Annotated in this window: 9 protein-coding genes and 1 other annotated feature; of the genes, 1 reads left to right on the forward strand and 8 read right to left on the reverse strand. The window is 37.4% G+C overall.

The genetic code is table 11. The features are described from left to right. Positions 1–76: 76 nt before the first annotated feature. Together asnB and AC1DCY_RS17365 are read right to left on the reverse strand one after the other, a co-directional pair. Positions 77–1,924: an asparagine synthase (glutamine-hydrolyzing) gene (gene asnB / locus AC1DCY_RS17360; RefSeq protein WP_477352151.1), complete on the reverse strand. Its 1,848-nt coding sequence runs from the start codon at positions 1,922–1,924 to the stop codon at positions 77–79. A gap of 174 nt (positions 1,925–2,098) precedes the next feature. Then, positions 2,099–2,320, reverse strand: a complete 222-nt coding sequence (locus tag AC1DCY_RS17365; RefSeq protein ID WP_477352153.1) for a hypothetical protein — start codon at positions 2,318–2,320, stop codon at positions 2,099–2,101. Positions 2,321–2,516: 196 nt separating this feature from the next. On the opposite strand from AC1DCY_RS17365, the gene AC1DCY_RS17370 reads away from it, so the two are divergent. Then, complete coding sequence (locus tag AC1DCY_RS17370) at positions 2,517–3,767, forward strand: BaiN/RdsA family NAD(P)/FAD-dependent oxidoreductase (RefSeq protein ID WP_477352155.1); 1,251 nt, start codon at positions 2,517–2,519, stop codon at positions 3,765–3,767. Positions 3,768–3,856: 89 nt separating this feature from the next. On the opposite strand, the gene AC1DCY_RS17375 is transcribed toward AC1DCY_RS17370, so the two are convergent. The 6 genes from AC1DCY_RS17375 to AC1DCY_RS17400 form a co-directional block, all read right to left on the reverse strand. Then, positions 3,857–4,549, reverse strand: coding sequence for an AIM24 family protein (locus tag AC1DCY_RS17375; protein ID WP_477352157.1), 693 nt, complete (start codon positions 4,547–4,549; stop codon positions 3,857–3,859). Positions 4,550–4,855: 306 nt separating this feature from the next. After that, positions 4,856–6,127, reverse strand: a complete 1,272-nt coding sequence (locus AC1DCY_RS17380) for an L-lactate MFS transporter (protein ID WP_477352159.1) — start codon at positions 6,125–6,127, stop codon at positions 4,856–4,858. Between the two features lie 997 nt (positions 6,128–7,124). Continuing rightward, positions 7,125–8,060, reverse strand: coding sequence for a DUF4181 domain-containing protein (locus AC1DCY_RS17385; protein WP_477352161.1), 936 nt, complete (start codon positions 8,058–8,060; stop codon positions 7,125–7,127). Next, positions 8,047–8,568 (reverse strand): sigma-70 family RNA polymerase sigma factor, encoded by a 522-nt coding sequence (locus AC1DCY_RS17390; protein ID WP_477352163.1) that lies wholly within the window; start codon positions 8,566–8,568, stop codon positions 8,047–8,049. The genes AC1DCY_RS17385 and AC1DCY_RS17390 overlap by 14 nt, the downstream gene beginning before the upstream one ends. Before the next feature lie 507 nt (positions 8,569–9,075). Beyond that, on the reverse strand, positions 9,076–11,493 hold the full coding sequence (gene leuS / locus AC1DCY_RS17395) for a leucine--tRNA ligase (RefSeq protein WP_477352165.1): 2,418 nt from the start codon (positions 11,491–11,493) through the stop codon (positions 9,076–9,078). A 90-nt stretch (positions 11,494–11,583) separates the two neighbouring features. Next, positions 11,584–11,795 (reverse strand) — a binding site (T-box leader). 64 nt (positions 11,796–11,859) lie between these two features. Further along, entirely contained in the window at positions 11,860–13,602 is a 1,743-nt protein-coding gene (locus AC1DCY_RS17400) for a SulP family inorganic anion transporter (protein WP_477352167.1), read from the reverse strand. Positions 13,603–13,604: the final 2 nt, after the last annotated feature.

The raw sequence follows: 13,604 nt of genomic DNA on the forward strand, positions 1-13,604 counted from the left end.
TCCCTACGGAAAGTAGAAGTCTCAAAATAATCGGTGGAGATTAAGAAAACCCCCACCGATTAAAGCTACTTCTTTATTACATATCTACGAAAAATTGTTTATACCATACTAGGAACACATAGGCTGTCCAAATATAACGTCCACGATTTGCTTTTTCTTCATAGTGCTCATCTAGATAGCCTACTAATTGTTTTGTATCAAAGAATTCATTGGCAAAGTCAGTTGTAAACATTTCTTTTACCATCGTATAATACTTTTCTTCACGTAACCAGTGACGAATTGGCACTGGGAAGCCAAGCTTTGGACGTTTTGCCCATTCTTCAGGTAATTCCTGATGTGCAGCTTGACGAAGAACGTATTTCGTATCAATGTCATTTACACGATATTTTGATGGAATGTTTTTCGCTAATTCCATCACTTCTTTATCTAAAAATGGTACACGTAATTCAATAGAATGAGCCATACTCATTTTATCTGCTTTTAATAAAATATCGCCTGGCATCCAAAGATTTAAATCAAGATACTGCATTTTAGTAACATCATCATCACCTGGAACCTCATCGTAAATACGTTTTGTAATCGATTTTACAGATGGACCATTTTTATAGTCTGGTTTCAATACATTTAATGCATCTTCTTCGTCCCATACAACCGCTTCCCCAATGAAGCGTTCTTCTACGGTTTGACCACCTTTAACAAGGAAGTGTGTATATTGATTTTTAGGTAACGCCTCTGCTAAGCCACGTAACGCTTTACGAATACCAAATGGAACTTTCTCATACTTTTGCATTTTGCCAGAGTTTTGGTACCATGAGTAACCACCAAAGATTTCATCCGCACCTTCACCTGAAAGTACTACTGTTACATCCTTCGACGCTAATTCCGAAAGGAAATAAAGTGGTACAGAAGACGGATTCGATTGTGGCTCGTCCATATGCCACTGAATTTTTGGTAGTGCTTCAAAACACTCATCTGCTGAAATATATTTACGCTCATTTTGAATATTTAATGTATCAGATAAATCTTTTGCTAAATTTGTTTCATTAAACATATCCTCGTAGTCAGAGAAACCGACTGAGAAGGATTTATCAGGGCGTAATAATGAAGTAATATAACTTGAATCAATACCACCTGATAAGAAAGAACCAACCTTTACATCACTTATTTGATGCGCATCTACTGATTCTCTTACTGTCGTACGAATGTCTTCTACATATTTTTCAATTGGAGCTTCTTTTGCATGGAATTTTTTATCCCAATACTGCACAATCTGCTTTTGCCCATTTTTAATAAGCATATAGTGTGCTGGTTGTAATTTGTACACACCTTTAAAGAACGTTTCGTCCATTGAAGAATATTGGAACGTCAAATAAGGACGTAGCGCATTTTTATTTAATTCTTTAATAAATGATGGGTGTGGTAAAAATGATTTAATTTCTGAACCGAAAATAAAAGTACCATCTGTTGTGTTTTCTGTATAATACAGTGGCTTAATACCAAAGCCATCACGAGCGATGAATTGCAAATCATTCTTTTTATCCCAAATACAGAATGCGAACATTCCGCGAAGCTTTTTGACAAATTCTACTCCGTATTCAACATAACCATAAATAATTACTTCACTATCAGAGTGTGTTTTAAAGTTATGACCTTTTTCAATCAAATCAGCACGTAGCTCTTGGAAGTTGAAGATTTCTCCATTAAATACGAGAACGATGTTACCATCCGCACTGTATAACGGCTGATTTGCCACGTCAGATAAGTCGATAATACTTAATCGACGGAATCCTAACGTTACTTTATCATCACTGTGAATCCCGCCGCTGTCTGGTCCACGGTGAATAATTGTATTCATCATATTTTCGATCGTTTGATGATGATCGATCACATTTGTTCCATTAATATAGCCTATAAATCCGCACATTCTATTTTTCACCTCATAATTTAGTGCATAACCTTTACCATAATAGCATGAAAAGACATTCATTTCATACAGACAATACAGATAAAGCAAAACTTTCATCAGTGAGGTTATTCTACACCGATTATTCGTTCAACCAACGAGCACTTTATCTCTCGAAAATACCTAAATTCCCCTTCAAAACTTTACACATGTGATCTCTTCACCATAATGTGGGGTTGATTTCCGTTCCGACTGGGCGCTTTCCTGGGGGCGTCCGATGAGCCGCTTCACTCGCGATGTCGCTCCAGGGTCTCGGGCCAACAGGATGTTGGTCACGAAGGCGTTATCACAGGACGTGATGCTTTTAGCCTTCGTTCCTCTATATCGCTGATCCCCAAGGAGTCGCCCAGTCTCCACTCCAATCAACTTATATACATAGCAAAAGTTTTATCACATGTCATTCCCAACGTTATGGTGACGAGCTACTTAAAGTAGAAGATAAGGAATTATAAAATACTTTTGTTTTATTTTCAATGTGAAAGAAGCCCCCCTATATAGACTTCATGTATAATAGGAAAGATTCCTAATTTGAAAAGAAAGTGAGTTTAAATATATGTACGATGTTATCGTTATCGGTGGTGGCCCATCCGGTTTAATGGCTGCTATCGCTGCTGGAGAGCATAAAAAGAAAGTATTATTACTCGAAAAAGGGACAAAGCTCGGCAAAAAATTGGCCATTTCAGGCGGTGGTCGCTGTAATGTCACAAATCGTTTGCCTGTTGAAGAAATAGTTAAGCACATACCTGGAAACGGTCGTTTTCTTTACAGCCCATTCACGGTTTACAATAACGAAGATATTATCACATTTTTTGAAGGACTTGGTGTGGCATTAAAAGAAGAGGATCATGGCCGTATGTTTCCTGTATCTAACCGCGCGCAAGATGTTGTAGATGCACTTATTCGTCAGCTTCAGAGGCTACATGTTGAAGTGCGTTTAAACACACCCGTTAATAAGCTTCTAATGGATGAGGAGAAAATTCTCGGGGTACGCCTTACAGATGGTACAGAAATTCGTAGTGAGGCAGTAGTCGTTGCCGTTGGTGGGAAAGCTGTTCCACAAACAGGCTCAACAGGAGATGGTTATCCATGGGCAGAGCGCGCTGGCCATACAATTACTACACTTTTCCCTACTGAGGTTCCTGTTCTATCAAAAGAGGATTTTATTCAAGCTCGTGAGCTACAGGGACTTGCCCTAAGAGATGTCGCTGTCTCTGTTTTAAACAAAAAGGGCAAGGTGCTCGTAACACATCAAATGGATATGCTCTTTACTCATTTCGGATTAAGCGGTCCTGCTGTTTTACGTTGCAGTCAATTTGTCGTGAAAGAATTAATGAAAACAGGTTACGAGCCTGTGACAATGCGTATTCAAACTCTTGTTGATTATAATGAGGAGACGTGTCTGCAATATTTAAACAGACTCATTAAAGAAGATCCCAAAAAAGCGGTGAAAAATGTTTGGAAAGGAATTGCACCTGAAAGCTGGCTTCTATTTTTATGTGAACGTGCAGACATCGATGTACAACTGACAGGTACTGAATTATCACAGGAAAAAATCCGCAATTTAGCTAAACTACTCGTCAATTTCACAATGACAGTTAGTGGTACGCAATCCCTTGAAAAAGCATTCGTCACTGGAGGTGGCGTCTCTGTTAAAGAGATTGAACCAAAGACAATGGCTTCAAAGAAAAAGGCTGGCTTATTTTTCTGCGGAGAAATTCTTGATGTTCATGGCTACACGGGTGGCTATAATATAACGTCCGCACTCGTTACAGGACGTATTGCAGGGATGAATGCAGCATTGTAATAACTCTATCAGTGTTATTGTAAGTTATCAGTGATTAGAGCTACTTATTTTCATATTAAAAGCGTGTCCTAAAATACGGACACGCTTTTTTAGCCTTCTTTAGACATATATACTTCTTCAAATGGTTGAATGATAACAAATCCTTCACCTGAAAACGCCATTTGAATGGATTCGCCGCTACCACGACCGATAAATGTTCGGAAGCTAATATCTGTTTTAAACTCTGGTGCCAAATTACCTGACCATGCTACTGTAGCATGAGGATCAGTATAGACAGTTTCACCAGGCTTCACTAACAATGTTAACGGTTCAAAATGAGTTGTAATGGCTACCTTCCCTTTTCCTTGTAAGGTTACATTAAACAATCCACCTGACATGACTCCTGCCATTTTACGCATCAAATGAATATCCCATTCAATACTTGGCTCGAATGCGAGTAAATCATTGCCGTTTACACAAATACTTTCATCCTTTAAATCGAAGACAGTTATTTTCTTTCCTTGATCAGCTAAATAAAGTCGTCCCTTACCTTTTGCTTTCATAAGTTGTGTACCTTCGCCGGTTAATGCTTTTTTAAACATTTTACCGAGGCCATGCTCCAACACACGCTCACGCTCAAACTTAATATCTCCTATGTAAGAAATCATCGCGCCCATTTTTGACCAAACCTCACCATTTAGGTTGACCTCTAATACACGCTCTGTTTCTAACTCGAAATATTCATTTTCGTTGTCGTCTTGCTGTGTTTTATTGATAAATTCATTTAAAGAAAATTTCCCCATATCACATTGCCCCCTTATTTATTTTATATACGTTTTAACATATGAAAAGATTCAATCAAATTAAGTTTTAAGTCACCCTCTAGAAAATAAACCCCTCAATTGCTTCCCGTTACAAAATTTCTCTTTTGGTACCGAAATCACTTTATTTCCCGTAATGATATTGACATCAAACACCAACTGTTATACATTAAACAGAGATTAATCAAGTGTTATATAACAATAGCTACAAAAAAAGACCATACAAGCGTCATGTGCGAAATGACACTCATATGGCCAATACCTTCAAGTGCGAATTGAAAGTATAATTTATTGTGTAGCAGAGACGTCTCCAACTTTTTCAGAAGCTTCTTTTAATGCTGTTCGTTTACGTACATCTGCACGTAAAGTTAATGAAATGATTAATGAAGCTGCAATTAACCCTGTAAACACATAGAATACTGGAATATAACTTCCATAAGAATTTTTAATTGTGCTCACTAAAAGCGGTCCGAAAATACCACCTAATGACCAAGTCGTTAATAAATAACCATGAATAACTCCAAGTTGTTTCGTACCGAATAAATCACTTGCAAATGCAGGTAGATTCGAGAAACCTCCACCATAGCAACTAACAACTAAGAAAATAAGTGCTTGGAAAACAATAACGTTTGTTGTATGCGGTAAGACGATAAATGTAACTAGCTGTGCGATAAAGAAAATGACAAAGACGTTCGAACGACCAATATAGTCAGACACAGCAGCCCATATTAAACGACCACCACCATTAAATAATCCCATTATTCCTACCATTGCTGCGGCTCCCGCAACTGATAATCCTACAATTTCTTGAGCCATTGGAGATGCAACAGAAATCATCATAATACCTGCTGTTACGTTTACTAAATGCATCGACCAAAGCATCCAGAAATGCTTAGTTTTCACAGCTTCACGTGCTGACATGACAGCTAAATCTTTTTTCACTACTTCTTTACCATTATTTGCAGCAGCCTTCATATTAGCTGGCATATAACCAGGTGCAGGCGGTACTATATATAAAGCCCCTAAAATCATTAACGTGAAATAACTTGCCCCTAAAATAAAGTACGTTGTAGAAATACCCACAGCCTCCATTAAGCTAGCTGCGACTGGCGCTGTAATTAGTGCCCCTGAACCAAATCCAAGTACAGCCATACCTGTTGCTAAACCGCGGCGATCCGGGAACCATTTTACTAATGTCGATACAGGTGAAATATAACCAATACCCATACCCAATCCACTTAGTAAACCATATGTTAACCAGTACAATGTTACGGAATCCATTGAAATCGCTACACCCGCACCAGCTTGTCCTGCCCCAAATAGAACAGCTGCTATCATTGCAGATTTACGTGGCCCCATTTTTTCTACTAAGTTACCGAATAATGCTGCTGAAAAACCAGCAAGCCCCATCATTATTGTGAAGGCAACCGTTACGTTTGTTTCACTCCATCCCATTTCTGTGACAATTGGTAGCTTGTATACACTGTATGCATATGCTCCACCGATCGAAAGATGAATAGCGATTGCGGATAATGCAATTAACCATCTATTTTTATTCATAATTTCTCTTTTCTCCCCTCTTTTGCTACCTGTGAAAGTTTTATGAACGTCCATGAAAACAATTTAACACTTAGAATTATTCAAATGCAAGATGTTTTTTCAAAAAATATTATTTCTCGAAAAAGTATTTTATTTTTTACCCTAGTAATTTTATAATCAAAACCCTACAGCCTCTAAGTAAATAGATGTTTATTAAACAAAAACCACAACATTTTTTAGCTAATATTATTTTTCTACTCTATTATTCAACTCTATATAAATTATTTTGATATAATTAATTTTGTGCATATTTTCACATGCAATCTATGTATACTTCATTTTTTCTAACGCTCATAATTTATTCTTATTCCTTCAAAAGACCATGAATAGATATTCATTATGTAGAAATTTTTAGAATAAAAGAGAATTTTAAAACTTAAATGAAAGATTTTCTTTCACACAAAAGAGAACGAAAAAATAATATTAAATGACGTATTTAACTTTTAATGGATATTAAATTAAATAAACCCAATACACATTTTGTATATTTCAAAATGAACAATCATTCCCCATTCATTTTTATTATTCAAATATATATTTTTTCATTTAAAATAAATCCCGCTCAATTTTTAGACTATGGGCAGTAATGCTTTTTAAACTGAAAAGCAACTAAACCAATAAGTTATAACAAAAGTATTTGCTATAGCACACAAGAAAAAAAGTACTTTTTAACGACGATGTTAATAAAACTAAACTCCAAGTTTGGATCATTTATGTAATACGAACATATTCTTCACAGGATTTTACTTTTAGTATTTTTTGTTTTTAACTCAATTATCACTTTGGTCCTACTATAGAGACATGTATTCGATTAAAGTCCGGCAATTTTAGACGATTGTCATTATTACAGTTCCTCTTCTTAATTACACATTTCAAAACAAGTTTTCAATTTCTAGTCATATATCAAAAAGAGATGCTCTTGAATAACTCGAGCATCTCTTTTCGTTCGTTTCCTTTTCTATAGAAAATAAATGATAAATACAATGATTAGTGGCACTAGTGCAATAAATGACCCCACCGATACATAATGTCTTTTTTCTTCACGCCCATAATAATAGTCAATCATAATAGTGCTTACTATAGCGACAGTTAATAATATGCAAATTGCAGCTGTATATAAAAACCACCCATTTATATTAAATAAAATTAAAGCCCCTCCTTGTATAAACTTAGCAATATACGTTGTACGTTGATGGCTTGTATTTATATATTTTGGTTCCTTTGAAATGCTAAACTTTTTTCGAATAGCTTTTTCTAAAAGCCACCCTAATAAGAGAGCAATTATTAAAAAAGTAAACATCTTACCGAAACTACTATCTTTTTCATCTTTTCGCATAAGCGCAATAAATGCTGAGGCAGTATCGGCATCTTTCACTTTGTAAAAGGCATTTGTATGTTGATCGCTAAAAGCTAGTTGCCCATCGTTTAAGAACATTTTTAGCTGCGCAACCTGCCCATTGTCAAACTCCACCCATACATCACCAAACACATAATAATCATTATCCATTTTCGATTTAACTGCCTTTTGAAGAGAATTAGCAATGAGCCTTGTTTCCGAATCTTTTTTATATGCCTGTTGTACTAAGATCCAGCCAGTTCTTCCAGCCTTAAAGGAATCTTCCTCCCAATTTTGCGCAAAAGTAAACTGTTTAACCTCATGCTGGGCTAGTTCAACAATCGAAGCATGCTTAGATGTATCTACTTGCTTCCATGGACCAATTACAATCAAAAAGAGGATCGTCACGACTGCTCCAATGATAATCATTGGATATCGCCATCTATGAGGTTGTTTATCTTGCTGATATACATTGTGCAAAATACGCTCCTGCAATTGTTGTGAGAAACGCGGGGCTTCTCCAAGCTCTTTATCCAATTTATCTTTAAAAAATGTCATCTTCTAGCACCTCCCAATGACTCTGACCCAGTTTTTTCTGCAATAGTTGTCTAGCTCTACGTAGCCTTGTCTTCACAGTATTTTCTGTACATGCCAGAACTTCTGCTATTTCTCGAACCTTTAATTCTTGATAATAATAAAGAATGATTACTTCTCGATAGGTTATGGGAAGCTCAAACAAAGCTGCTGTTAAAATTCTTCGTTCATCCTTTTCAAGTAAATTTGTTTCAGGTGTTCGCTTGCTAGCTCCAATGTGCAGCTTTTCAAATAGAATATGACGCTTATTTTTCCAGCTTCGTAAATAGTCATGACTTTTATGTACTGTTATTTTTACTAAATATGTTTTTAGTGAGGATCGTTGTTCAAAGCGCTCCTGCTGCCGATAATAAGAAAAAAATACATCTTGAACGATTTCTTCTGCAATTGCCCAGTCTTTAACATATAAGTAAGCTACTCGAAGACAATATTCACCATGCTCATCCATAATAATTGCTAAATGCTCACTCAAACACCTCCTATTCCCATTCACACTATAGTCGTATCGAAATCTCAGTTGGTTTCAGTAGAAAAAAGTTTTCACGCAGATTTTTCACAATACGCAGGGTAAGTATAAAAAAGACTGTGTCTCAACACCAAAACGTAGGATTAATTTTCGTTCCGACCCGGCGCTTTCCTGAGGGAGTCGGGCTAACTGATGTTTTTTGTGCGAAAGCGTAATGCTAACGTAGCGACAGCGACACGATGTTAGTCACGAAGGCGTTATCACAGGACACGATGCTTTTAGCCTTCGTTCCCCTACTCGCTTGCGCTCCAGGGCCTCATCTGTGATGCTCGCTCAGTCTCCGCTCCTAATAAAGACAGATAAAACGTAAAAAAGACAGAACCAAAATTTGATTCTGTCTTTAATCTTATTAGTGAAATGATCCAACCATCAAAAGTACTTCCGTTAAGACTTTCCAGTGCTGTAGCAAGTAATCTTAACTTTTATAGAAGCATCTAATGTTGTTTCCTTCATTTATTTAACAACGATATTAACAAGCTTACCTGGAATGACAATAATTTTCACTAAGTTTTTGCCTGCCATATACTCTTGTACTTTGTCATCTGCAAGTGCTACTTTTTCGATTTCTTCTTTTGAAGCATCTTTTGCTACAATGATTTTTGCACGTACTTTGCCGGCAACTTGAACTGCGACTTCCACTTCATCATCAACAAGTTTAGACTCATCATATGTTGGCCATTGCGCATATGAAAGTGTTTCGCCATGACCTAAAATCTGCCATAATTCTTCAGCAACGTGTGGAACCATTGGAGCTAGCATCTTCACAAAGCCTTCAGCGTAAGCTGTTGGAATAACATCCGCTTTGTAGCAATCATTGATGAATACCATCATTTGTGAAATAGCTGTATTGAAGCGAATACCTTCGTAGTCCTCTGTCACTTTTTTCACAGTCTGATGATATGATTTTTCAAGAGTTTTGTCATCAGAAGGTTGAATTTTCGCTGCGATAGCACCATCTTCTTCATTGACAAATAGACGCCAAATACGATCTAAGAAGCGACGTGCCCCGTCCAAGCCATTTGTTGACCATGCAACAGATGCTTCAAGTGGACCCATAAACATTTCATATAGACGTAAAGTATCCGCACCGTGTGAAGAAATGATTTCATCAGGGTTAACGACATTGCCTTTTGATTTAGACATTTTTTCATTACCTTCACCAAGAATCATCCCTTGGTTAAATAATTTGTGGAATGGCTCTTTCGTGTGTACAACACCTAAATCGTATAATACTTTGTGCCAGAAGCGAGCGTATAGTAAGTGTAATACTGCATGCTCTGCCCCACCGATATAAATATCAACAGGTAACCAGCGTTTCAGTAACTCCGGATCTGCAATTGCTTCTTTATTTGTTGGGTCAATATAACGTATGAAGTACCAGCTTGAACCTGCCCACTGTGGCATTGTGTTCGTTTCGCGACGACCTTTTTTGCCTGTTTCAGGATCAACAACATTTACCCACTCAGAAATATTCGCTAATGGCGATTCACCAGTGCCTGAAGGGCGAATATTATCTGTTTTTGGTAGCATTAATGGTAATTCTGATTCCGGTACTGGCGTCGTTGTACCATCTTCCCAATGAATCATAGGGATTGGCTCTCCCCAGTAACGTTGACGAGAGAATAACCAATCGCGAAGACGGTAAGAGATTTTCTTCTCCCCTACACCTTTTTCCTCAAGCCATTCAATTGCCTTAGCAATACCGTCCTCTTTGTTTAAGCCATCAAGGAAGTCAGAGTTAATGTGCTTACCATCTCCTGTGAATGCTTCTTTACTAATGTCTCCACCTTCAAGAACAGGGATAATTTCTAAGCCAAATTCTGTTGCGAATTCATAGTCGCGCTCATCATGTGCTGGAACCGCCATGATTGCACCAGTACCGTATGATACTAATACATAGTCTGCAATCCAAATCGGCATTTTTTTACCGTTAATCGGATTAACCGCATACGCACCTGTGAATACGCCTGTTTTTTCTTTCGCTAAATCTGTACGCTCTAAATCAGATTTCAATTTTACTTTATCTAAATAAGCTTCAACAGCTTGACGTTGTTCGGCAGTTGTAATTTGCTCCACTAAATGATGTTCAGGTGCAACAACACAGTATGTAGCACCAAATAATGTATCAGGACGAGTTGTAAACACTGTGAAGTTTTCATCTGTGCCATCTATACTAAATGTTACTTCTGCACCTTCCGAACGACCAATCCAGTTACGTTGCATATCCTTAATAGACTCTGGCCAATCAACTTCCTCTAAGTCATCGATTAAACGATCAGCATAGGCAGTAATTTTTAGCATCCATTGCTTCATCGGACGACGTTCTACAGGGTGACCACCACGCTCTGATTTTCCATCAATAACTTCTTCGTTTGCAAGTACTGTACCAAGTGCTGGACACCAGTTTACAGCTACTTCATCTACATAGGCTAAGCCTTTTTTATAAAGTTGGATAAAGATCCATTGTGTCCATTTATAATAGTCTGGATCCGTTGTGTTAATTTCGCGATCCCAATCATAGCTAAAGCCTAGCTCTTGGATTTGACGCTTGAATGTCGCAATATTTTTCGCTGTAAATTCCGCTGGGTCATTACCTGTATCAAGTGCATATTGTTCTGCTGGTAAACCGAATGCATCCCAACCCATAGGATGTAGGACGTTATAGCCTTGCATGCGCTTGAAGCGTGAAAGGATGTCTGTCGCTGTGTAGCCCTCTGGATGTCCTACATGAAGACCTGCACCAGATGGATATGGGAACATATCTAATGCATAAAATTTTGGTTTTTCTGTTTCATTTTCAGTTTTGAAAGTTTTGTTATCAGCCCAATATTGCTGCCACTTTTTTTCAATTTGTTGATGATTAAAACTCATTATTTTTCCTCCTTTGAATGTGCCATACTTTTCACCTAAAGAATTGACAAAATATTTAAAAAATAAAAAAACTCGTCCCTTTCTTTGTTAGAAAGGGACGAGAGAATTCGTTTCTCCCGCGGTACCACCCACATTAGTGATCACACTCGGCTCTTGCTTCCTTAACGTGGAAGGAACGGCACGCGATATTTCACGCGGGCAGACTCAGAAGGCGAGTTCAATTTGCTTTCCTACTAGCTCCCACCAACCGCTAGCTCTCTAAAAAGAACCACAAATTTACTATTCCTCATCATTGTCTTTACATGTATTGCATTTATTCTAATGGAAAGTACTGAAAAGCACAAGACTTTGTTTACATACTACCCATTATTGAACAATTAAATTCTCTTTTTCTTTTGGTTGGGATAATTCCTGACATTCACGGAAAGCAAAGTGCTTACATCCAATACATTTATTTGTATCTAAATAACGTAAAGCTTTATTTATCGCTTCTCCTGTATGCGGATAAAAATTATCCTCACCAATTTCATCATATAGGCCATTATGCTGTAGTACCCTTTTTAATTCATCTTGTACACCTGTAACTAAAATGGTACCGCCCTGCGTTTTGAAATTTTGAATGATATTGCTAAAATATGCTTCACCTGTTGAATCCATAAAAGGCACTTTACTCATGCGTAATATTAAAACTTTTTGCTGATGCTGAACGGAACTTACAATTGCCTCTTCAAAAGTTTGGGCTGCACCAAAGAAAAGCGGGCCCTCAATTGTATAAATACTAATTTGTGGACAGTCACGATTCTGATGAACAGCATGTGATTGCACTTTTCCACTCTTTAACGAATGGTCCGGTAATACCTTTGTTACTACAAGCTTTTCGCTCATACGCTTCGCAAATAATACGACAGCTAACACAAGTCCTACCTCTACAGCTAATGTTAAGCTTGTAAAAACAGTAAGCAAAAACGTAATGATTAAAACGAGAGAATCTCCTGATTTTAATTTAACGATATGCGCAAAATGCTTTTGCTCACTCATATTCCAAGCTACAACCATTAAAACTGGAGCCATACTTGCTAATGGAATATGTGAAGCAAATGGAGCTAGCAATAATAAAGTGACTAATACAAATACACCGTGAATAATACCTGATATTGGTGATACTGCACCCGTTTTAATATTTGTCGCAGTACGAGCAATAGCCCCTGTTGCAGGGATCCCGCCAAAGAAAGGCGTGACGATATTAGCAATTCCTTGACCTACAAGTTCTCGATTACTATTATGTTTTGTATTTGTCATGCCATCTGCTACCACTGCAGATAGAAGTGATTCAATTCCACCTAGCATGGCAATCACAAAGGCTGGTCCAATAAGTAGCTGAATTCGCTCTAATGTGATATCTGGAATTACAAAATTCGGTAATGTATTTGGAATTTGACCATAGGCTGTTGCAATTGTGGCAACTTGTCCAGAGAAAAAGAACGTTGCAACTAATGTAGAAACAACGATGCCTGCTAACGCCCCTGGAACTTTGGGTAAAACTTTAGGTGTTATTAAAATAATGATGAGACTAATGATTGCCGTTAAAACACTATAAAAGTTTGTTGTACCAATATGCATAACGATTTCTTTTACATTGTCAATAAAATACTCATGTCTTTTAATATTAGTCAAACCTAGGAAATTTGCGATTTGGCCTGTAAAAATAATAACTGCAATTCCTGCTGTAAAACCTATTGTCACCGGACGAGGGATAAATTTTATTAATGAGCCAAGTTTAAAGATCCCCATTAAGCACAAAATAATCCCGGCCATTAATCCAGCGATTAGTAAGTTTTCATAGCCATACGAAATGACTATCCCTAGCAGAATTGGTACAAACGCACCTGTAGGTCCTCCGATTTGAAACTTCGAACCACCAAAAAGTGAAATAAGTATTCCAGCAATAAAAGCTGTATATATTCCATACTCAGGCTTAACACCTGACGCAATGGCAAAGGACATTGCCAGCGGTATTGCCACAATCCCGACAATAATCCCCGAAATTAAATCTTTCTTCAAATGATGAACAGAATATCCTTCATATCGTCCTGTAAACAGCGACTTCATCT

The sequence above is a fragment of the Lysinibacillus sp. 10T31 genome (assembly GCF_056394365.1).